Genomic DNA, 21,037 nt, shown 5'->3' with positions numbered 1-21,037 from the left:
ACCTCACCCGGCGGCCAGCAACACCGTGCCGACCAGCGCGAGACCCGCCCCCGCCGCCTGCACCCCGCGCAACCGCTCCCGCAGCACCCCGCGCGCGGCCAGCGCCGTGATCACCGGGTAGAGATAGGCGAGCACCGCGGCCACCGTTACCGGCCCGTGCTGCACGGCGAGCGAGTACGTCCCGTTGGCGGCCACATCGGCGAGGCCCACGAAGGCGAGGCCGGGCAGTGACGCACGCAGCAGCCGCAGACCGCCCGCCTCGGGCAGCACCCGGGCGCCGCGCCGCGCTCCGGCGACCAGCGCGGCCCCGCCCGCCACCACGTTCGTCACCCGTTGCACGAACAGGGCGAGGAAGAGTCCGGGCAGGGTGCTGGACGCCTCCGCGATCAGGGCCATCACCGCACCGAACCCGAAGGCCGCGCCGAGCGTGAGCAGCACGGTCCGCCGCTGCACCGGCGCGCCGCCGAACCGCGGTCCGCCGGCGAGCAGGATCCCCACGACGGCGACGAGGATGCCCGCCACCTGGATGAGCCCCGGACGCTCGCCCACCGCGAGGCCCACCCCCACCGGCACCGCGACACCGATCGTGCTGAGAGGCGAGACCACGCCCATCGGGCCGAGGGCGAGCGCCTTGTAGAAGGCGAGCATGGCGAGCGGCCCGACCAGGCCCGCGGCGACGGCGAGCCACAGCCGCGGCTCGGCGTCGTGCCAGGCGCCCGTCGCCGCGACGACGACGCCGAGGACGGCCGCCGCGATGGCCTGGGAGACGACCACCACCGTGAGGGCCGGGGTGCGCCGGGTCAGCAGCCCGCCGCCGAAGTCGGCCAGGCCGATGAGCAGGCTGGTGGCCAGGGCGAAGAGTGCTGTCATGGCGAGCCTCGCAGTACAGTTCGGTGAACACTGATGAACGCTGAAGTGCACCACACCGTAGTTCATTGAACTGAACTGCCGCATGCAAAATATTGCTCTATCTGAGATCTGGTCGAGTTCGCTCTGCCTGAGATCGCCCTACCCGTGGGACGGAATGTGTCGGACCTCGAACTGCTGACCCAGTCGCTCGCCCGCAACGTCAAGCACTGGCGTGCGGAGCGCGGCTTCACCCTGGATGCGCTCGCCGCCCGCGCCGGCGTCAGTCGCGGCATGCTCATCCAGATCGAGCAGGCCCGCACCAACCCGAGCATCGGCACCGTCGTCAAGATCGGCGACGCGCTCGGCGTCAGCATCACCACGCTGCTCGACTACGAGCAGGGGCCCAAGGTCCGCATCGTGCCCGCCGAGCAGGCGGTGCGGCTGTGGTCCACGGAGGCCGGCAGTTACCACCGGCTGCTCGCGGGGACCGAGGCGCCGGGCCCCCTGGAGATGTGGGACTGGCTGCTGCAGCCCGGTGACGGCAGTGCCTCCGACCCGCACCCCGACGGCACCATCGAGCTGGTCCACGTCACGGAGGGCGAGCTGACCCTGGTCGTGGACGGCGCCGTGCACCTGGTGCCCGAGGGGGCGAGCGTCACCTTCGAGGCGAACACCGCGCACGAGTACCGCAATGACGGCTCCGTGCCGACCCGGATGGTCATGGCCGTCTCGGTGCCGTTCGAACGCTGAGACGGCTGATTCCCTCGCCCGGGACGGCTGTTAGCGTGCCGACATGCGTGCACCCATCGGAGATTTCGACCACGTCCGCCCGGCCCCCGAAGCCCTCGACCTGCTCACCCGTCCCGTCGCCGACGCCGTGCGCCACTGGCGCGGCACGGTGCCCGCGCAGGACCTGATCCACGTCGACACCGACCCGCAGTGGGCCGACACCGCGACGTTCGTCGAGCGCTACGGGCCCGAGCTGCTGGCGCAGTCGGCGAACTGTGTGGTGCTCGTCGGCAAGCGCGGCGGCGAGTCCACGCTCGTGGCGTGCGTCGTCCTCTCCGGCGCCAAGGTCGACGTCAACGGCGCCGCGCGCCGTCAACTCGGCTTCCGCAAGGCCCGGTTCGCCGACCACGACACCGCCATCGGCGAGACCGGCATGGAGTACGGCGGCATCACGCCGATCGGCCTGCCCGCCGACTGGCCCGTCCTGCTCGACGCGGCCGTGGTCGACCTCCCGCACGTCCTCATCGGCAGCGGTACCCGCCGCGGCAAGCTGATCGTCCCGGGCAAGGCGCTCGCCGAGCTGCCGGGTGCCGTGGTCGTCGAAGGACTCGGCGTCGCCTGACCCTGCCCCCCGGCCGGTACGCCCCTCAGTTGTGGAGATATACGGAGCGCGAGGTCTCCCGAGGCGGCAGCGAACCTACAATTCCCCCTTGGGAAGCGGCACTTGCCAACACGGGGCGATGCGGGACGGGCGGGTGGGATGCGGTGCGCGAGACGCAGCCGGGCACGGTGGTCGGGGGACGGTTCAGGCTCGACGAGGTGCTGGCCCGCGGGGGCTTCGGCATCGTGTGGAAGGCCCGTGACCTCGAACTGAAGGTGGGCGTCGCGGTCAAGGAGGTCTACCTGCCGCCCGCCACGTCCCCCGAGGAGCACGCCGACCGGCTGGCCCGGGCCCGCCGCGAGGCGCGCAACGCGGCGGCCCTGCGCGACGAACCGTACATCGTCGCCGTGCACGACATGGTCACCGAGGACGACCGGCCCTGGATGGTGATGCGCCTCGTCGAGGGGCACTCGCTGGAGCGGCACCTCGCCGACCGGGGCCCGTTACCGGCTCAGGAGGCCACGCGCGCCGCGCGCTGTCTGCTCAAGGCCCTCGCCGCCGCGCACACCGCGGGGATCGTGCACCGCGACGTCAAACCGGCGAACGTGATGGTGGCCGACGGCGGCGACTTCCTGCTCACCGACTTCGGTATCGCCGTGCACTCCACGGACACCTCGCTGACCAGCACCGGGATGCTCATCGGCTCCCTGGAGTACGTCGCACCCGAGCGCGCGGGCGGCGGTGAGGACCGGCCCGCGGGGGACCTGTTCTCGCTCGGGGCGACGCTCTATCAGGCGGTCGAGGGCGTCTCACCGTTCCGCAGGGCCCACCCCACGGCGACCCTCACCGCCCTGCTCACCGAACCGGCACCGGAACCCGAACACGCCGGCCGGCTCGCACCGTTGATCACCGGTTTGCTGGAGAAGGACCCGGACCGGCGCCCCACGGTCGAGGAGGCGCTGCGCCTCCTCGACGCGCCGCCGCCCAGCACCAGGACGATCACCGAGCCGGCGACGGTGCCGACACCCCGCCCGGCGAAGAAGACCCCGGCCAAGCCGCCCAAGACCTCCGACGAGGCGAAGACCCCCAAGACCTCTGACACGGCGAAGACCCCCAAGACCTCCGACACGGCGAAGACCCCCAAGGCCACCGGCAAGGCCCGAAGCGCCGAGGCCGCCGCCACGACCAAAGCCGACGCGTCCAAGGCATCCGCGTCCTCCGCCACGACCAAAGCCGCACCGTCCAAGCCATCCGCGTCCAAGCCATCCGCGTCCAAGCCATCCGCGTCCTCCGCTGCGACCAAGGCCGCCGTGTCCACGGCATGCGAGGCCACCGACGCCGCTCGCGCCAGAGCGGCCGACAAGGGTGTCGATCTCGCCCTGGTCACGGGAACCGGCCAGGGCGGCCGTATCACCGTCCAGGACGTCTACGCGGCGGAGGGCAAGCGGGCGACCAAGCAACCCGCCTCCACGAGTTCGACGGGCCTGGGCTGTTTCTTCCTCTGCCTCGTCGGCGTCGCCATCGTCGTGGCCCTGCTCGTCCAGCATGAGCAGAAGCAGAACGACGCGCAGTCGAGCACCGGGGCGTCGGCCATCGGCACACCCACCTACGCCCCGTTCACCGACGACCCGGACATCGGCGCGCCGGAGGCGGACGTCACGACCGAGGCCACCCGCGACCCCGCCTGCGGCGAGGCGATCGACGCGATCCAGACCCAGATGGACCTGATGCCGAGCCCGATGACCACCGGCAACGTGAGCGTGTTCGCCGACCGGTTCCGCGACATGGCCGGCGCCCTCGACACGGCCGAACAGCATGCGAGCGACCCGGACGTGGCCTCGGCGGTCCGCGCCCTGGCCGCCGACGCACGCGCGAACGCCGACGCCTACGAGAGCGTGTCGGACGACAACACCCCGACGGACGCGATGCAGGGCGACCTGGACGCGCTGAGCACCGCGTGCGCCGCCTCCGCGGGCTGACCCCCGCCCACGCGGGCGGCGGCTCGCCGACGTGGCACTTCAGCGAACCGGCGCGGGCCCCGTGCTCTCCCGTACCACCAACCGCGTAGGCACCAACGACGTCCCCCGCTCCGCCTCGCCCTGCCGCACCTGGCGCAGCGCGCTCGCCACGCACAGTCGGCCGACCTCGGCGAAGTCCTGGTGGACCGTGGTCAGCGGGGGCAGGAACGAGCCCGAATCCGGGATGTCGTCGAAGCCGATCACTGACACCTCGTCAGGAACCTTGCGGCCGCGCTCGTTCAGGGCGCGTAGCAGGCCGAGCGCCATCTGGTCGTTGGCCGCGAACACCGCGGTGCAGTCCGGGTGTTCGGCCAGTTCCAGGCCCGCGCGGTAGCCCGACTCCGCCGACCAGTCGCCCAGGGCGGGCGGCGGCACCGGGCGGCCCGCCTCCTCAAGTGCCGTGCGCCAGGCGTCCGTTCGGCGCTGGGCGGCGAACGAGTCGGAGGGGCCCGCCAGATGCCAGACCGTCTTGTGGCCGAGGTCCAGCAGATGGCGCACGGCGTCGCGCGTGCCGCCCGCCTGGTCCGTGTCGACGACCGCGAACCGGTCGCCCGCGTCCGAGTCCACGACCACCACCTGCACATGTGGCGGCAGCGTCAGCCGGCCGGAGTCCAGGAGGTGCACCTCCATGATGACGATCACCGCGTCCACCGCGAGCTCGCCCAGCCGGGAGAACGCACCGCGCACCTCGTCCTGCGTCGGCACCGCCACCGGCAGCAGTGTGACCGCGTACCCCTCCTGGGCCGCCGACGTCGCGATGCCTTCCAGCGTGCGGACGTTGCCCGTCGTCGACAGCGTGAAGGTGATGACGCCGATGGTGTGGAACTGGCCGCGCTTGAGGGCGCGCGCCGCGCTGTTGGGCCGGTAGTCCAGCTCCTTCATGGCGGCCAGGACTCGCTCGCGGGTCTCCTCGTTCACGCCGGAGAAGCCGTTCGAGACGCGGGAGACCGTCTGCGAGGACACCCCCGCGACCCGGGCGACGTCCGCCATGGAGGCGCCGCGGGAGCGCCGCCCGCCGCCCTGCGCTGCTGTTGTCACGCTGTGCCTCATCCGTCGTGTGTGTGTCCGTTCACCGGCCGACTCTTGACCGTCCTCCGCAGGCAGTGTAGACATGCCGCCACCGGATGTTTACGTAAACATAACAGCTCAGCGGCCGCTCGCTCGCAGAAATGTTTACGCAAACATCCGGACCGCCCGCGAGGACGCAGCACGAGGCACGCAGAGCGAGGGACGCACGATGACGACGCTTCAACCGTCGGCCGCCACAGGCCGGAGCCCGGCCGGGCAGGCGGCGCGCAAAACGCGCCGTTCCTGGAAGGGCTGGGGGTTCATCGGCCCCTTCGCGATCGTCTTCGCGCTGGTGTTCCTGGCGCCGCTCGCGTACTCCGTCTACCTGAGCCTGTTCCGTACCCAGCTCATCGGCGGCACGCACTTCGTGGGCCTGGACAACTACCAACAGGCCCTCCAGGACGGCCAGTTCTGGGAAGGTGTCACCCGCGTCGGACTCTTCCTGCTGATCCAGGTGCCGATCATGCTCGGCATCGCCCTGCTGGTCGCGCTCGCCATCGACAGCGGCCGGCTCTACGGCAAGGACTTCTTCCGGATCACCGTCTTCCTGCCGTACGCGGTGCCCGCCGTCGTCGCCACCCTGATGTGGGGCTTCATGTACGGCACCCGCTACGGCCTGGTCGGCGACATCAACTCCGCGTTCGGTGCGAAGCTGCCCGACCTGCTCTCGCCCGACCTGGTCCTCGCCTCCATCGGCAACATCGTGACCTGGGAGTTCGTCGGCTACAACATGCTGATCTTCTACGCCGCGCTGCGCGTCGTGCCGCACTCCCTCTACGAGGCGGCCGAGATCGACGGCGCCGGCCAGCTGAGGGTCATCACGGCGATCAAGCTCCCGGCGATCCGCGGCGCGCTCGTCATCGCCACGATCTTCTCGATCATCGGCAGCTTCCAGCTCTTCAACGAGCCCGCGATCCTCCAGAAGCTCGCGCCGAACGCCATCACCACCGACTTCACCCCGAACTACTACACGTACTCGCTGTCCTTCTCCGGCCAGCAGCAGAACTACTCCGCGACGGTCGCCATCGTCATGGGCGTGATCACGATGATCGTGGCGTACGTCGTCCAGCTGCGCGGCATGCGCAAGGGAGCGTGAGCGCGATGTCCACCAGCACCCCCGTGCGGCAGACGCCGCTGAAGTCCGCCGCCCCGCGCCTGCGCGCACCCCGGCGCCACATACCCGGCCGGCCCCGGCGCAGCGTCCTGCTGACGGTGCTCACCGGCGTCGTGCTCGTATACAGTCTGCTGCCGCTGGTGTGGCTGCTGATCAGCGCCACCAAGTCGCAGGAGGGCCTGGCCCGCTCCTTCGGCCTCTGGTTCGACGGTGACTTCGACCTGTGGTCCAACATCAGCGCCACCTTCACGTATCACGACGGCGTCTTCGTCCGCTGGCTGCTCAACACCCTGATGTACGTGGTCGTGGGCGCCGGCGGCGCCACGTTCCTCGCGGTCCTCGGCGGCTACGCGCTCGCCAAGTTCGACTTCCCCGGCAAGAAGGCCGTCTTCGCCGTCGTCATCGGCGCGGTCGCGGTCCCCGCGACGGCCCTCGCCGTCCCCACGTTCCTGCTGTTCAGCAAGGTCGGTCTGACGGACACCCCGTGGGCCGTGATCATCCCGTCGCTGATCTCGCCCTTCGGTCTGTATCTGATGTGGGTCTTCGCCAGTGAGGCGATCCCCGCCGAACTGATGGAGGCCGCCCGGATCGACGGCGCCGGCGAGGTGCGCACCTTCTTCCAGGTCGCCCTGCCGCTGCTCGCCCCCGGCACCGTCACCGTGCTGCTCTTCACGACGGTCGCGACCTGGAACAACTACTTCCTGCCGCTGATCATGCTGAAGAACCCGGACTGGTATCCGCTCACCCTCGGCCTCGACTCCTGGAACAAGCAGGCGCAGACGTCCGACGGTGACGTGGTCACGAACCTGGTCCTCACCGGTTCGCTGCTCACCATCATCCCGCTGATCGCGGCCTTCCTGCTGCTCCAGAAGTACTGGCAGTCCGGCCTCTCCGCCGGAAGCGTCAAGGAGTAGGCGCAGCACCGCAGTTGTACCCCTCCGGGGCGAGAGCCCCCCTGCGTGAGAACCCTCTGTAGAACCACGACGAAGTGGAAGCATCCGCCATGCCCAAGCACTCCCGCCGCCTGCTGCGCGGCGTAGGTCTCGTCTGCGCCCTCGCCCTCGGAGCGACCGCCTGCGGCGGCTCCGACGACGACTCCGGCGACAAGAAGGTGAGCGCCTCCGACGTCCAGGCCGCCCTGAAGAAGGGGGGCACGATCACCGTGTGGGCGTGGGACTCCACCGTGAAGGACGTCGCCGCCGAGTTCCAGAAGAAGTACCCGAAGGTCAAGGTCGAGGTCGTCAACGCCGGCACCGGCAACGACCAGTACAAGGCCCTGTCGAACGCCATCTCGGCGAAGAAGGGCGTCCCGGACGTCGCGCAGGTCGAGTACTACGCCATCGGCCAGTACGCCCTGACCAAGGGCCTCACCGACCTGGGCTCCTACGGCGCGGGCAAGCTGAAGTCCGACTACACGACCGGTCCGTGGAACTCGGTGTCCGACGGTGACAGCGTCTGGGGTCTGCCGATGGACTCGGGCCCGATGGCGCTCTTCTACAACAAGAAGGTCTTCGACAAGTACAAGATCTCCGTCCCGACGACCTGGGACGAGTACCTTCAGGCCGCGCGCAAGCTGCACAAGGCCAACCCGAAGATGTACATCACCAGCGACGTCGGCGACGCCGGTCTGACCACCAGCCTGCTCTGGCAGGCCGGTTCACACCCGTACACCGTCGACGGCACCAACGTCGGCATCAACTTCGACGACGCGGGCGCCAAGAAGTACACCGAGGTGTGGCAGAAGCTCATCGACGAGAAGCTCGTCGCCCCGGTCACCGGCTGGACCGACGACTGGTACAAGGGCCTCGGTGACGGCACCATCGCCACCCTGCCCACCGGCGCGTGGATGCCGAACAACTTCGTCACCGGCGTGAAGCAGGCCTCCGGCGACTGGCGCGTGGCCGATCTGCCGCAGTGGGCGAAGGGCGAGAACGCCAGCGCCGAGAACGGCGGCAGCTCGCTGGCCGTGCCCGACCTCGGCAAGCACAAGAACAAGGCGCTCGCCTACGCCTTCACGCAGTACATCGCCGCCGGTGACGGGGTGCGGACCCGCATCGACAAGGGTGCCTTCCCGGCGACCGTGAAGGACCTGAACTCGCAGGAGTTCCAGAACACCACGTTCGACTACTTCGGCGGCCAGCAGGCCAACAAGATCTTCGCGAAGTCCGCGCAGGACGTGAAGGCCGGCTGGTCGTACCTGCCCTACCAGGTCTACGCGAACTCGATCTTCAACGACACCGTCGGCAAGGCCTACGTCTCCGGCACCAAGCTCTCCGCCGGCCTGAAGGCGTGGCAGGACGCGTCGGTGAAGTACGGCAAGGACCAGGGCTTCACCGTCAAGTAGCGCAACCGGTACGTCAGTTCAGCACCGCATCACTGGAAGGACCTGCATGACCGCCCCCTTCACCTCCCGATTCCCGTACGCGAAGGGCTCGGACGGCACCCGTCGCCTCGGCTACGGCGCCGACTACAACCCCGAGCAGTGGCCGCGGGAGGTGTGGGAGGAGGACGTCCGGCTGATGCGCGAGGCCGGGGTGAACGTCGTCTCCCTGGCGATCTTCTCCTGGGCCAGGCTCCAGCCCACCGCCGACACCTGGGACTTCGCCTGGCTCGACGAGATCATGGATTTGCTGCACGCGAACGGCGTCGGCGTCGACCTGGCCACCGCCACCGCGTCGCCGCCGCCGTGGCTGACCGCCGCGCACCCCGAGATCCTCCCGGTCACCGCGACCGGCGAGACCCTGTGGCCCGGCGCCCGCCAGCACTGGCGGCCGACCTCGCCCGTCTTCCGCGAGCACGCGCTGCGTCTCGTACGGGAGGTGGCGACGCGCTACGCCCAGCACCCGGCCCTGGTGGCCTGGCACGTCAACAACGAGCTGGGCTGCCACAACGTCTACGACTACTCCGACGACGCCGCCCGCGCGTTCCGTACCTGGCTGCGCCGCCGCTACACCACCCTCGACGCCCTCAACGACGCCTGGGGGACGGCCTTCTGGTCGCAGCGCTACAGCGACTGGGAGCAGATCCTGCCGCCGCGCCTCGCGGCCTCGCACCCCAACCCGACCCAGCAGCTCGACTTCAAGCGGTTCTCGTCCGACGTGCTCAAGGAGCACCTGGTCGCCGAGCGCGAGCTGCTGCGCGAGCTCACTCCCGACGTGCCCGTCACCACCAACTTCATGGTCATGGGCGGCACCAAGGGCATGGACTACGCGGACTGGGCGGGCGAGGTGGACTTCGTCGCCAACGACCACTACGTCATCCCCGGCCCGCAGGACCGCGACGAGCTGTCCTTCGCCGCCAACCTGACCAGCGGCATCTCGGGCCACCGCCCGTGGTTCCTCATGGAGCACTCGACGAGCGCCGTGAACTGGCAGCCCGTCAACCTGCCCAAGCAGCCAGGGGAGTTGGCGTGCGACTCGCTGCTGCACGTGGCGCACGGCGCCGACGCCGTCTGCTTCTTCCAGTGGCGGCAGTCCCGGGCGGGCGCCGAGAAGTACCACTCCGCGATGGTGCCGCACGCCGGCGAGGACAGCGAGCTGTTCCGCTCCGTCGTCGCCCTCGGGCACACCCTGGAGCGGCTCGCCCCGATCGCGGGCAGCGAGCGTGAACCCGCCCGCGTGGCGATCCTGTTCGACTGGGACTCCTGGTGGGCCAGCGAGCAGGACTCGCACCCCACGTCGCGCCTCGACTACCACCGCGAGGCCCTCGACTGGTACTCGGCGCTGCTGGGGCTCGGCGTCCGCGCCGACATCGTGCCCGCCCGCGGCACCGAGCTGTCCGGCTACGACGTCGTCGTCGCGCCCGTGCTGCACGTGGTGCCGCAGCCCCTCGCCAAGGAGCTCACCCGCTACGTCGAGGGCGGCGGCCACCTTGTCACCACGTACTTCTCCGCGATCGTCGACGAGAACGACCACATCCACCTCGGCGGCTACCCGGGCGCCCTGCGCGAGCTGCTCGGCATCCGCATCGAGGAGTTCGGGCCGCTCCTCGACGGCGTCACCGTCGGCCTCGACAACGCCACCACCGGCTCCCTGTGGACCGACCGGATCAGCGTCGACGGGCCGGACGTCGAGGTCGTCGCCCGCTACCGCACCGGTGCCTACGCCTCCCGCCCGGCGGTCACCCGCCGTACGGCAGGGCAGGGCTCGGCCGCGTACGTCTCCACGCGCCTGGGCGCGGACGGGCTCGCCGCACTGCTCCCCGCCCTGCTCGAACGCGCCGGGGTGAGCAGCGAACTCCCCGAGCAGGCACGGGGATCGGTGGAGCACGTCGTACGGCGCGACGCGGACCACCGGTACGTGTTCCTCGTCAACCGGAGCGAGGAGTCGGTGACCCTGCCGGGCGTGACCGGTGACGTGCTCGTCGGTCCCGCGGCCACCGACGCCGGGATCGTGCTGCCGCCGCGCGAGGTCGCGGTCGTGCGCACCCCTCTCGTCTGATCTCGTCCGGCCCCTGCCACCCCCGCCACCTCCCTCAGCTGTACCAACTCACCAGCCACACCCATCAGTTGGGAGCACACGTTGGCACGCCTCACCCGCAGAGGTTTCCTCGGCGCCGCCGCCACCGCCATGGCCGCGGGGACGCAGCTGTCCCTCGTCCGCCCGGCGGCCGCGGCCGCCGGGTCGGTCACCGTCACACCCGATCCCTCGTACCAGCACGAGAAGTTCGAGGGCTGGGGCACCAGCCTCGTCTGGTTCGCGAACGCCACCGGCCACTACCCGGACGAGATCCGCGAGCGGATCGCCGAGCTCGTCTTCGGCCGTGACGGGCTCGCCCTGAACATCGCCCGCTACAACATCGGCGGCGGCAACGCCCCCGACGTGCGGGACTACTTGAGGGCCGGCGGCGCCGTCCAGGGCTGGTGGCAGGCGCCCGAGGGCACCACCCGCGAGGACACCGACTGGTGGGACCCGGCGAACGAGGACCACTGGAACGAGCACGCCGACGCCACCCAGCGCTGGTGGGTGGACCGGATCAAGAAGGACATCACCCACTGGGAGACCTTCTCCAACTCCGCGCCGTACTTCATGACGGTCAGCGGCTATGTCTCCGGCGGCTTCGACTCCTCCAAGGACAACCTCAAGGAATCCTCCGTCGAGGAGTTCGCCGCCTACCTGGCCGGGGCGACCAAGCGCCTGGAGCAGGCCCACGGCATCCGGGTCAAGACCGTCGACCCGTGCAACGAGCCCAACACCACGTACTGGGGCACCCAGTTGGGCGCCGACGGCCGGCCGACCGGCGGCCGCCAGGAGGGCTGCCACATCGGCCCCGGCCTCCAGCAGAAGATCGTGCCCGCGCTGGCCGACGCCCTGAAGAAGGCCGGGACGAACGCCGTCGTCTCCGCGATGGACGAGACCAACTTGGGCACCTTCGCCACGAACTGGAACAGCTACCCGGCCGAGGTGAAGGCCCGCGTCGGGCAGATGAACGTCCACACGTACGGCACCGGCGGCCGCACCAGCGTGCGCGACCTCGCCAAGGCCGAGGGCAAGCCGCTGTGGATGAGCGAGGTCGAGGGCGACTGGGGCGACGGCCAGTCCTTCACCGACATGCGCCCCGGGCTCGGCCTCGCCCAGCACATCGTCGACGACCTGCGCGAACTGGAGCCCACCGCCTGGGTGTTCTGGCAGCCCGTCGAGGACTGGGACAACATGAAGCCCGGCGGCGAGTCCGCCAAGGGCGGCAACTGGGGCGAGGTCCAGGTCTCCTTCAGCGCCACCGCCGACGACACCCTGGAGACCTGCCCGGTCTACACGAACACCAAGTTCGACACCGCCCGGAACTTCACGCACTACATCCGGCCCGGCGACCGGCTGGTCAAGGTCGACGACACCAACAGCGCCGCGGCCGTCACCCGCGGCGGCACCGGCGCCACCGTCGTGCACGTCAACAGCACCACGGACGTGCGCACGGTCACGATCGACCTGTCGAAGTTCGGCGTCGTCCGCCCGCACGCCACCGTCACCCCGGTCGTGACCAGTGCCGACGGCAAGCTCGACGCGCGGCCCGCCGTCGCGGTGCGCGGCGGGAAGGCCACCTTCACGGTGCCCGCGCAGTCGGTGACCACGTTCCTGATCAAGGGTGTGTCCGGTGTCGCGAAGGACGCGGCGACCCTGCGCAAGGGCCGCCTCTACGAGCTGACCGGCGTCCAGAGCGGCAAGGACGTCACGGTCGCCGACGACGGCACCGCCCTCGTCATCAAGGCGGGCACCGGCGCCGCCGGCCAGCAGTGGCGGCTCCAGCAGGTCGTCGACACGGGCGCCGACAACCGCAGGCGTTACGTCTTCACCAGCGCCGCGAACGGCAAGCGGCTCGCGGTCCGCGCGGACGTGCCCGTCGTCGAGACGGACAGCGGGGAGCGGGACGCGGCCACCCAGTGGATCATGTCGTCGACCGGCGACGGCACCTGGACCCTCGTCAACGTCGGCACCGGCAAGCTCCTCGAAGTCGGCGGCCAGGCCACGAACGAGGGCGCGGCCGTCACCACCTGGCAGGCCAACTCCGGCGCCAACCAGCGGTGGAAGGTCACGGACGTGACGTCGTAACGGCCCGGTGGGCGCAGCGCGGGGGCGGGACCCGGACGGGCCCCGCCCCCTCGTGCCGTCCCGTGTGTCACAGATGGCAACCGGACGGCGGACGGCGATTTCCCGGTGCGGCACCCGGGCGCGCGCCGTAGCGTGCCCGGGTGACCGACACCGAACGTGAACGCCTGCGCCGCACCTTCACCGAAGACGCCGAGGTCTACGACCGGGCCAGGCCCGGGTACCCCGAGCGGCTCTACGACGATCTGGCCGAGCTCACCGGCACGGGCCCCGGCTGCCGGGTCCTCGAACTGGGCTGTGGCACCGGCAAGGCGACGGTGCCGCTGGCCGCGCGCGGCTGCCGGATCACCGCCGTCGAACTCGGCCCCGAACTGGCGGCCGTCGCCCGTCGCAACCTCGCCGGACACCCTCAAGTCAGCGTAGAAACCGGGGCGTTCGAGGAGTGGCCGCTGCCGCCCGAACCCTTCGACGTGGTCCTCGCCGCGACCTCGTTCCACTGGATCGACCCCGCCGTGCGCGTCGCCAAGTCGGCGCGGGCCCTGCGCCCCGGCGGCGCTCTCGCCACCGTGTCCACGCACCATGTCGCGGGCGGCACCGAGCAGTTCTTCGTCGACGTGCAGCGCTGCTACGAACGCTTCGACCCGACGACCCCGCCCGGCCTGCGCCTCACCCCCGCCGCCGACATCCCGCACGACAGCCAGGAGGCCCCGAACCGGAACGTCGAGCAGGGCAACGCCGCGCTGCCCGGCGCCGATCGGTTCGAGCCGCCCGTCTTCCGCCGCTGCGCACGCGACCTCACCTTCACCACGGCCGAGTACCTCGACCTGCTGCGCACCTTCTCCGGGACGCGCGCCCTCGACCCGGCCGCCCGCGCGGGCCTGCTCGACGCGATCGGGCAGCTCATCGACGGCTCCTACGGCGGCTCGGTCACCAAGCGGTATCTGACGGAGCTGCGGGTGGCCCGGCGCAAGGAGGGCTGAACTGCCGTTCCCGGAGCGCCGCACACGGGGAGCCCTCGCCGGCCGGCAGCCGCTCGGTCCAGGACGCCGCCGCGACCAGCACGTACTCCTCGCCGGCCCGGCGGCAGCGGCTTCAGGGCGCGGCCGCGCGGGCGGCGCGTCGCGATCAGCAGGTCGTGCCGGCCCGCCCGCGGACCGTCCAGGGGCGGATCGGGCAGCCCTTGCGTGACGCGCCGCCGCACCCCGTCCGCCACGAGCGGCGCCGGCGCCGGCAGCACGCGCGTGCACAGCGGCTCGCAGGGACCGGCCGGGCGCACCGGCCCGGTGTGCCCCGACAGCAGGTCCGAGCGGCCCTCCAGCGCGGCCAGCGCGTCGATCGGGCCCGCGACCTGCCCGGCCGGCTCGTGCGCGGCCGCACCGCCGCCGGCCTGTGGCGGTTCCTCGTCGACACCTCCACGGGGGAGGGCCACTACGACAACGCCGACATCGGCTTCCCGGTGGGCGGCAGCCCGGTCCTCGCCGACGACGCCGCCTTCTCCTTCGGCACCTTCGGCTTCCCGCCACCGGCCGCGCACGTCGTCGAGTTCCAGGAGCCGGGCGAGCGAGTCCCCGGGCGGCTCTCGTGGACGGCGCGGCAGGGCGGCGGCCCGGACGAGCCGCTCGACGTGCCGCACGCATGGCTCGTCGAGGATCTGCCCGGCGGCCGTACCCGTGTCCTCACGCAGGAGTCCCGGTGCGGCAAGCCCGCCGCTGCCCTCGCCGACGAGCGCCCCGCCCCGATGCTCAACGGACACCGGGCCTGGTTCGACGGACTCGTCGATGCCGCGCGCCGCTGAAAGGGGGAGAGTAGCTGTCATGACTACCGAGCCGACCGAGAAACTGACCGTGAGCGTGCTGGGCACCGGCATCATGGGCGCCGCCATGGCCCGCAACATCGCGCGGGCCGGGCACACCGTCCGTGCCTGGAACCGCAGCCGCGCCAAGGCCGAACCGCTGACCGCCGACGGCGTGCACGTCACCGACACCCCGGCCGAGGCCGTCTCCGGCGCCGATGTCGTCCTGACCATGCTCTACGACGGTCCCGCCGCCCTCGACGTGATGCGGCGGGCGGCCGAGGGACTGCGCCCCGGCGCCGCCTGGATCCAGTCCACGACGGCGGGCCTGGACGGGCTCGACGACCTGGCGGCGTTCGCGGCCGAGCACGGTCTCGTCCTCTTCGACGCGCCGGTGCTCGGCACCCGCCAGCCCGCGGAGGCCGGACAGCTCCTGATCCTCGCCGCGGGCCCGGGCGAGCACCGGGCGGCGGTGACGCCCGTCCTCGACGCGGTCGGCGCGCGCACCGTGTGGACCGGACAGGACGGCGCGGCGGGCAGCGCCACCCGCCTCAAGCTCGTCGCCAACAGCTGGGTGCTCGCCGCGACCAGCGCCGCGGGCGAGGTCCTCGCCCTGTCCGAGGCGCTCGGCGTGGACCCGCAGTCCTTCTTCGACGCGATCGCCGGTGGCGGCCTCGACATGCCGTACCTGCGGATGAAGGCGGACATGGTGCGCGAGGGCCGGCTCTCCCCGGCCCAGTTCGCGGTCTCCACGGCGGCCAAGGACGCCCGGCTGATCGTGGCGGCGGGGCGCGCCAACGGCGTCCGCCTCGACGTCGCCGAGGCGAGCGCCGCGCGCCTGGCCCGCGCCGAGGAACAGGGCCACGGCGACGAGGACATGGCCGCTGCGTACTTCGCGTCGTTCGGGGAGGATGATCAAGCACAGGCATGACGCTCAGGATCCGCCCGTTCCAGGAGGTCAGATGACCGAGCAGCAGCCCGCACCCCTCGAGGCCCTGGACGGTCTGCCCGGCATCCGGCCCGGACTGGCGGACCTCTACCGCGATCTGCACGCCCACCCCGAGCTGTCCTTCGAGGAGACGCGGACCGCGGCGGAGGCCGCCCGCCGCGCCCGCGCCCTCGGCTACGAGGTCACCGAGGAGGTGGGCCGCACCGGCGTCGTGGCGACCCTCGACAACGGCACGGGCCCCACCGTGCTGCTGCGCGCCGACTTCGACGCGCTGCCGGTCCAGGAACGCACCGGACTCGACTACGCCTCCACGGTCGACGGCGTGATGCACGCCTGCGGCCACGACATGCACGTCACCTGCCTGCTCGGCACGCTGCACCTGCTCGCCGACGCCCGCGCCCGCTGGTCGGGGCGGATCGTCGCCGTCTTCCAGCCCGCCGAGGAGATCGCGCAGGGCGCCCAGGCCATGATCGACGACAACTTCTTCGACCGGTTCGGGCGCCCCGACATCGTCCTCGGGCAGCACGTGGGACCGCTGCCCGCGGGCACGGTCGGCTGGCACGCGGGCCCCTCGTTCGCCGCGGCCGACTCCCTCGACGTGGTCCTGCACGGCAAGGGCGCCCACGGCTCGCGGCCCGAGGCGGCGATCGACCCGGTGGTGATGGCGGCGGCCACCGTGCTGCGGCTCCAGACGGTCGTCGCGCGCGAGGTCGCGGGCAGCGAGACCGCCGTCCTGACCGTCGGCGCGCTCCAGGCCGGCACCCAGGCCAACATCATCCCGGACCGCGCCGAGCTCAAGGTCAACATCCGCACCTACGACGAGGCGACCCGTGCCCGCGTCCTCGCCGCCGTCAACCGCATCGTGCGCGCGGAGGCCACCGCGTCCGGGGCCGAACAGGAGCCGGAGATCCGCGAGTTCGACCGGTTCCCCGTCCTCACCAACGACCCGGAGGCCACCGACCGCACCGTCACGGCCCTGCGCGCGGTCCTCGGTGCGGAGCGGGTCTTCGACATGGGCCGGGTGACCGGCAGCGAGGACGTCGGCCTCTTCGCCACGACCGCCGAAGTGCCCATCTGCTACTGGATGTTCGGGGGCCTCGACCCCGACCGGATGGCGGCGGCCGCCGAGGCGGGCACCACCGAACGCGACATCCCCTCCAACCACTCCCCGTTCTTCGCGCCGCTCGTGGAGCCGACCATCACCACGGGCGTCACCGCCCTGACCACCGCGGCCCTCGCATGGCTGGAGGCGGCGAAGTGACGGACCCGACGGAGCTGCGCCCGCACACGCGGGCGAGCCTGGAACCACTGCTGCGGTGGAAGAACGACGCCGAGATCCAGCGGCTCAGCGACGACGCCACCTCTCCGTACACCCGCGACGAAATAGCGGAGAAGCTCGACGGATGGATGCGCCCCAGCGAGGACGTCGTCCACCGCGCGATCGGCGTCGCGGGCCGCGAGGAGCCCATCGGCTTCCTCCACCTCGCCCTCATCGAGCGGGAACACCGGCGCTGCCGGATCGGCATCGTCATCGGCGAGAAGGACCAGTGGGGCCGCGGTCACGGCCGCCGCGTCGACGAACCGGTCTACGGCCTGCTGCGCCACGAGTGGCGAGGGCCGGGCGAGCGGCTAGCGCAGTGACGGGATCTCGATCGCCGGGCACCGGTCCATGACCATGTCGAGCCCGGCGGCGCGGGTGCGCTCGTACGCGGCTTCGTCGACGACGCCGAGCTGGAACCAGACGGCCTTGGCGCCGATCGCCGCGGCCTCGTCGGCGACGGTGCCCGCGAGGTCGCTGTTGACGAAGACATCGACCACGTCGACCGGGAACGGGATCGCGTCGAGCGACGGGTAGCCCTGCTCCCCGTGCACCGTCTCGGCCTTCGGGTGGACGGGGACGATCCGCTTGCCGAAGCGCTGCAGCACCTCCGCCACCCGGTACGCGGCGCGGGACCGGTTCGACGAAAGACCGACGACGGCCCAGGTGTCGCCGTCCTGCGTCAGGATCTTCCGAATGATGCCCGGATCGGCGTACATGCTGGCTCCCTGCTGGGTCGACGACTTCACTGCCTTGCGCAACGCGCGGCGGGGCCGGGGGATTCCTCCCGCGGGCGCTTGATCCGCGGTCCCTACGCCGACCGTCCGCAGATCCGCTCGACCAACGCCTCCCAGCTGTCGCCGAGGCGGTCCGCGGCCGGGGGGCCCGGCCGGCTCGTCGGCCGCGGGGCCGACAGGAACAGCATCACCGGGCCCTCCAGCGCGGCCGTCAGCTGCAGGGCCAGGGTGTCCAGGTCGGCGACGCCGGGCCGGGCGAGCCCCAGGAGCATCCGGATGTGCAGCCGGGTCAGGGTGGACGCCCCTTCGGCGGGCGCCGGCCCGTTGCGGTCCAGGGACGCGCGCACCAGCTCCAGGTGGTCGGCCAGATAGGCGGTGCGGGCACGGCCGTACGCGATGAGCCGGTCGAGGGGGTCGGCGCCGGGTCCCAGCGGCGGCGGGCCGCTCATGACGTGCTCCTGGAAGGCGTGCTCGTCCTCGTCGAGGAGCGCGTGGAAGATCCCCGCGCGCGTGCCGAAGCGGCGGTAGACGGTGCCCTTGCCCAGCCCGGCCCGCTCGGCCAGGCCGTCCATCGTGACCTTCTCGACGCCCGTCTCGGCGACCATCGCGCGGGCCGTGGCCAGCAGCTGCTCGCGGTTGCGGGCGGCGTCGGCCCGTTCGGCTCGGGGCCGGCCGAGCGGCACGAAAGGGCGGTCCATGGATCCCAACCTACCTCCGGAATACTAAACGGGGTGAAGTCCGTTTACGCTCGTGCCCGACACGCCGACCGCGACCGCTGAGACAGGACCGAACCGTGACCGTCTTCCTCTGGATCCTCCAGACACTGCTGGCTCTCGCCCTGTTCGCCGCCGGCGGCGGCAAGCTCGCCAAGCCCTACGCACAGACCGCTGAGGCCATGCCGTGGGCCCGGAGCTTCAGCGCGGGCCAGGTCAAGGCCATCGCCGCCCTTGAGGTGCTGGCCGGACTTGGCCTCGTCCTCCCGGCCGCCACCGGCATCGCCACCGTCCTGACACCGCTCGCCGCGACCGGCGCGGCGCTGATCATGCTCGGCGCGGTCGTCACCCACGTCCGGCTCAAGGAGTGGTCGCAGATCACGCCCGGCGCGGTGCTGCTCGTCGTCGCCGTGGTCATCGCCTGGGGCCGCTTCGGGCCCTACGCCTGGTGACCCCGACCCGACCCGACCCCGCCCTCTCGTTCTCCTCGCCCCCCCCGCTCACGAAGGAGCCGCTCCCATGTCTGAACTCCTCTTCGGCCTGGACACGTTCGGCGACGTGCCCGAGGACGACTCCGGCCGTCCCGTCTCGTACGCGCAGGCCATCCGGCACGTCGTCGACGAGGCCGTCCTCGCCGACCAGGTCGGTGTCGACGCCCTCGCCCTCGGCGAGCACCACCGCCCCGAGTACGCGATCTCGACGCCGGAGACGGTGCTCGCGGGCATCGCCACCCGCACCGAGCGGATCAAGCTCGGATCCGGTGTGACGGTCCTGAGCTCCGACGACCCGGTGCGCGTCTTCCAGCGGTTCGCGACCCTGGACGCCCTGTCGAACGGGCGGGCCGAAGTGATCCTGGGGCGCGGCTCGTTCACCGAGTCCTTCCCCCTGTTCGGTTACGACCTCGCCGACTACGACGTGCTCTTCGAGGAGAAGATCGAACTCTTCGCGAAGCTCCTGGAGGAGAAGCCGGTCACCTGGAGCGGTACCAAGCGGGCGCCGCTCGTCGACGCCGACGTGTTCCCCAAGACGGAGCACGGGCTGACCACTTGGGTCGGTGTCGGCGGCACCCCGCAGTCGGTGGTGCGCACGGCCAAGTACGGACTCCCGCTGATGATCGCCATCATCGGCGGCAGCCCGACCCGCTTCGCCCCGTACATCGACCTGTACGAGCGTGCGGCCGAGCAGTTCGGCACCACCGCCCACCCCGTGGGCATGCACTCGCCGGGCTTCGTCGCCGACACCGACCAGGAGGCCCGTGAACTGCACTGGCCCCGCTACAAGGTGATGCGCGACCGCATCGGCGCGCTGCGCGGCTGGCCGCCGGTGACCAAGGCGGAGTACGAGCGCGAGATCGAGCACGGCTCCCTCTACATCGGCTCGCCCGAGACGGTCGCCCGGAAGATGGCCGCCGCCGTCGAGGGCCTCGGCGTCGGCCGGTTCGACATGATCTACGGCTCCGGCACGATGCCGGTCGGCGCCCGGCTGCGCGCCGTCGAGCTGTACGGCACGAAGGTCGTGCCGATGGTCCGCGACATCCTCGCGGGCTGACCTCAGGAACGTACGGACGAACGGAGACGGTGGACGTGGACGTGGACGTGGACGTGGAGGTGGACGGCGCCATGGACGTGGACCCGGGCGCGGACGCGGACGTCGGTGAGATACGGACGCTCGGCATCCTGGGGGCCGGCAAGGTCGGCACGGTGCTGGCGCGGCTCGCGCTCGGCGCCGGGTACCGGGTGCTGATCGCCGGTTCCGGGGACCCGGCGAAGATCGCGCTCACGGTCGACGTGCTGACGCCGGGGGCGGTCGCGGTCACCGTGGACGAGGCGGTGGCGGGCGCGGACGCCGTGGTGCTCGCGCTGCCCCTCGGCAAGTACCGCACGCTGCCCGTGGAGGCGCTGCGCGGCAAGCCGGTGATCGACGCCATGAACTACTGGTGGGAGACGGACGGCGTCAGGGACGATCTCAGCGACCCCGCCGTCTCCTCCAGCGCGACCGTGCAGCGGTTCCTGACCGGGGCGCGGGTCGTCAAGGCGTTCAACCACATGGGGTACCACCACCTGGAGGACGGGGCGCGGCCCGCGGGCACCGCGGGACGCAAGGCCATCGCCGTCGCCGGTGACGACGAGGCCGCGCTCGCCGCCGTCGCGCACCTCGTCGACCGGCTCGGCTTCGACCCCGTCGGCGCGGGAGGACTGGCCGACGGCGTACGGCTCCAGCCCGGCACCGAGGCGTTCGGCGCCGACGTCGGCGCCGAAGAACTGCGGGCGATGCTCGACCGCTTCCCGGGCCGGCGGGAGCACACGGTGTGACGGCGGCTTCTACCCCTGGCTCGGCGGGGTGCCGCCGGCGCTCGGCGACTGCCCGCCACCGGGCTGCTGCCCGGACCCGGCGCCCGCGTTCTCCTTGTCGGGGTCGATGCCCACGACGGGCATGCCCGTGAAGCCTTGCCGGTCGAGCCGGTGATCGTCAGCAGCCCGTCCCGTCCTGGGCGCCGCCACCGCCGTAGACCATGTCGTCGGCGAGCTGGGTGACTGTCCCGGTGTCCTCGCTCTCCGCGGCGCGGCCCCCCCCGGGGGGGGGGGGGGGGCGGGTTGTGGGCCCACG

Annotated in this window: 20 protein-coding genes; 16 read left to right on the top strand and 4 right to left on the bottom strand. The window is 71.8% G+C overall.

What is annotated here, in order from left to right:
- Nucleotides 1–3: 3 nt before the first annotated feature.
- Entirely contained in the window at nt 4–870 is an 867-nt protein-coding gene (locus J3486_RS39090; protein ID WP_207828741.1) for a DMT family transporter, read from the bottom strand.
- Nucleotides 871–1,026: 156 nt separating this feature from the next.
- On the opposite strand from J3486_RS39090, the gene J3486_RS39085 reads away from it, so the two are divergent.
- The 3 genes from J3486_RS39085 to J3486_RS39075 all read left to right on the top strand — a co-directional run bounded on the left by J3486_RS39085 (nt 1,027) and on the right by J3486_RS39075 (nt 4,158).
- Nucleotides 1,027–1,599, top strand: a complete 573-nt coding sequence (locus tag J3486_RS39085; protein WP_207828740.1) for a helix-turn-helix domain-containing protein — start codon at nt 1,027–1,029, stop codon at nt 1,597–1,599.
- Nucleotides 1,600–1,642: 43 nt separating this feature from the next.
- Nucleotides 1,643–2,200: a YbaK/EbsC family protein gene (locus tag J3486_RS39080; RefSeq protein ID WP_207828739.1), complete on the top strand. Its 558-nt coding sequence runs from the start codon at nt 1,643–1,645 to the stop codon at nt 2,198–2,200.
- 143 nt (nt 2,201–2,343) lie between these two features.
- Nucleotides 2,344–4,158, top strand: a complete 1,815-nt coding sequence (locus J3486_RS39075) for a serine/threonine-protein kinase (RefSeq protein ID WP_207828738.1) — start codon at nt 2,344–2,346, stop codon at nt 4,156–4,158.
- Nucleotides 4,159–4,197: 39 nt separating this feature from the next.
- On the opposite strand, the gene J3486_RS39070 is transcribed toward J3486_RS39075, so the two are convergent.
- Nucleotides 4,198–5,187 carry a LacI family DNA-binding transcriptional regulator gene (locus tag J3486_RS39070; protein WP_207828862.1) on the bottom strand — a complete coding sequence of 330 codons (990 nt, stop codon included), beginning with the start codon at nt 5,185–5,187 and terminating at the stop codon, nt 4,198–4,200.
- 247 nt (nt 5,188–5,434) lie between these two features.
- Between J3486_RS39070 and J3486_RS39065 the strand changes: the two genes are divergently transcribed.
- From J3486_RS39065 to J3486_RS39020, 10 genes are all read left to right on the top strand, one after another.
- On the top strand, nt 5,435–6,361 hold the full coding sequence (locus J3486_RS39065) for a carbohydrate ABC transporter permease (RefSeq protein WP_207828737.1): 927 nt from the start codon (nt 5,435–5,437) through the stop codon (nt 6,359–6,361).
- Nucleotides 6,362–6,366: 5 nt separating this feature from the next.
- Nucleotides 6,367–7,293: a carbohydrate ABC transporter permease gene (locus tag J3486_RS39060; RefSeq protein WP_207828735.1), complete on the top strand. Its 927-nt coding sequence runs from the start codon at nt 6,367–6,369 to the stop codon at nt 7,291–7,293.
- An 89-nt stretch (nt 7,294–7,382) separates the two neighbouring features.
- Nucleotides 7,383–8,723 carry an ABC transporter substrate-binding protein gene (locus J3486_RS39055; RefSeq protein WP_207828734.1) on the top strand — a complete coding sequence of 447 codons (1,341 nt, stop codon included), beginning with the start codon at nt 7,383–7,385 and terminating at the stop codon, nt 8,721–8,723.
- Between the two features lie 46 nt (nt 8,724–8,769).
- Nucleotides 8,770–10,818, top strand: a complete 2,049-nt coding sequence (locus J3486_RS39050; protein ID WP_207828733.1) for a beta-galactosidase — start codon at nt 8,770–8,772, stop codon at nt 10,816–10,818.
- A gap of 81 nt (nt 10,819–10,899) precedes the next feature.
- The gene (locus J3486_RS39045; RefSeq protein WP_207828732.1) at nt 10,900–12,924 is read left to right on the top strand and encodes an RICIN domain-containing protein; all 2,025 of its coding nucleotides are present in this window, start codon (nt 10,900–10,902) and stop codon (nt 12,922–12,924) included.
- A 140-nt stretch (nt 12,925–13,064) separates the two neighbouring features.
- Complete coding sequence (locus tag J3486_RS39040; RefSeq protein WP_207828731.1) at nt 13,065–13,901, top strand: trans-aconitate 2-methyltransferase; 837 nt, start codon at nt 13,065–13,067, stop codon at nt 13,899–13,901.
- Between the two features lie 305 nt (nt 13,902–14,206).
- A complete protein-coding gene (locus J3486_RS39035) occupies nt 14,207–14,716 on the top strand; it encodes an SRPBCC domain-containing protein (protein WP_207828867.1) in 510 nt (169 codons plus the stop codon).
- A gap of 19 nt (nt 14,717–14,735) precedes the next feature.
- A complete protein-coding gene (locus tag J3486_RS39030; RefSeq protein ID WP_207828730.1) occupies nt 14,736–15,644 on the top strand; it encodes an NAD(P)-dependent oxidoreductase in 909 nt (302 codons plus the stop codon).
- A gap of 31 nt (nt 15,645–15,675) precedes the next feature.
- Nucleotides 15,676–16,923, top strand: coding sequence for an amidohydrolase (locus J3486_RS39025; RefSeq protein ID WP_207828729.1), 1,248 nt, complete (start codon nt 15,676–15,678; stop codon nt 16,921–16,923).
- A complete protein-coding gene (locus tag J3486_RS39020) occupies nt 16,920–17,303 on the top strand; it encodes a GNAT family N-acetyltransferase (RefSeq protein ID WP_207828727.1) in 384 nt (127 codons plus the stop codon). Before J3486_RS39025 ends, J3486_RS39020 begins: the two co-directional genes overlap by 4 nt.
- On the opposite strand, the gene J3486_RS39015 is transcribed toward J3486_RS39020, so the two are convergent.
- Both J3486_RS39015 and J3486_RS39010 read right to left on the bottom strand, forming a co-directional pair.
- Entirely contained in the window at nt 17,292–17,699 is a 408-nt protein-coding gene (locus J3486_RS39015) for a CoA-binding protein (protein WP_207828726.1), read from the bottom strand. The genes J3486_RS39020 and J3486_RS39015 overlap by 12 nt on opposite strands.
- A gap of 92 nt (nt 17,700–17,791) precedes the next feature.
- Nucleotides 17,792–18,415, bottom strand: a complete 624-nt coding sequence (locus J3486_RS39010; protein WP_207828725.1) for a TetR/AcrR family transcriptional regulator — start codon at nt 18,413–18,415, stop codon at nt 17,792–17,794.
- Nucleotides 18,416–18,510: 95 nt separating this feature from the next.
- Between J3486_RS39010 and J3486_RS39005 the strand changes: the two genes are divergently transcribed.
- From J3486_RS39005 to J3486_RS38995, 3 genes are all read left to right on the top strand, one after another.
- Entirely contained in the window at nt 18,511–18,882 is a 372-nt protein-coding gene (locus J3486_RS39005; RefSeq protein ID WP_207828724.1) for a DoxX family protein, read from the top strand.
- Between the two features lie 67 nt (nt 18,883–18,949).
- Entirely contained in the window at nt 18,950–19,978 is a 1,029-nt protein-coding gene (locus J3486_RS39000) for an LLM class flavin-dependent oxidoreductase (RefSeq protein ID WP_207828723.1), read from the top strand.
- 35 nt (nt 19,979–20,013) lie between these two features.
- On the top strand, nt 20,014–20,742 hold the full coding sequence (locus J3486_RS38995) for an NAD(P)-binding domain-containing protein (protein WP_307805125.1): 729 nt from the start codon (nt 20,014–20,016) through the stop codon (nt 20,740–20,742).
- Nucleotides 20,743–21,037 lie beyond the last annotated feature (295 nt).

The sequence above is a fragment of the Streptomyces sp. VRA16 Mangrove soil genome (assembly GCF_017377775.1).
GTDB lineage: Bacteria > Actinomycetota > Actinomycetes > Streptomycetales > Streptomycetaceae > Streptomyces.
This window is presented reverse-complemented; position numbering and strand designations above follow the sequence as displayed.

Coding starts and splice junctions, on each gene's coding strand:
- J3486_RS39090 (WP_207828741.1), bottom strand. CDS start 870: ATGACAGCACTCTTCGCCCTGGCCACCAGCCTGCTCATCGGCCTGGCC.
- J3486_RS39080 (WP_207828739.1), top strand. CDS start 1,643: ATGCGTGCACCCATCGGAGATTTCGACCACGTCCGCCCGGCCCCCGAA.
- J3486_RS39070 (WP_207828862.1), bottom strand. CDS start 5,187: ATGGCGGACGTCGCCCGGGTCGCGGGGGTGTCCTCGCAGACGGTCTCC.
- J3486_RS39065 (WP_207828737.1), top strand. CDS start 5,435: ATGACGACGCTTCAACCGTCGGCCGCCACAGGCCGGAGCCCGGCCGGG.
- J3486_RS39060 (WP_207828735.1), top strand. CDS start 6,367: ATGTCCACCAGCACCCCCGTGCGGCAGACGCCGCTGAAGTCCGCCGCC.
- J3486_RS39055 (WP_207828734.1), top strand. CDS start 7,383: ATGCCCAAGCACTCCCGCCGCCTGCTGCGCGGCGTAGGTCTCGTCTGC.
- J3486_RS39050 (WP_207828733.1), top strand. CDS start 8,770: ATGACCGCCCCCTTCACCTCCCGATTCCCGTACGCGAAGGGCTCGGAC.
- J3486_RS39030 (WP_207828730.1), top strand. CDS start 14,736: ATGACTACCGAGCCGACCGAGAAACTGACCGTGAGCGTGCTGGGCACC.
- J3486_RS39025 (WP_207828729.1), top strand. CDS start 15,676: ATGACCGAGCAGCAGCCCGCACCCCTCGAGGCCCTGGACGGTCTGCCC.
- J3486_RS39015 (WP_207828726.1), bottom strand. CDS start 17,699: ATGTACGCCGATCCGGGCATCATTCGGAAGATCCTGACGCAGGACGGC.
- J3486_RS39010 (WP_207828725.1), bottom strand. CDS start 18,415: ATGGACCGCCCTTTCGTGCCGCTCGGCCGGCCCCGAGCCGAACGGGCC.
- J3486_RS39000 (WP_207828723.1), top strand. CDS start 18,950: ATGTCTGAACTCCTCTTCGGCCTGGACACGTTCGGCGACGTGCCCGAG.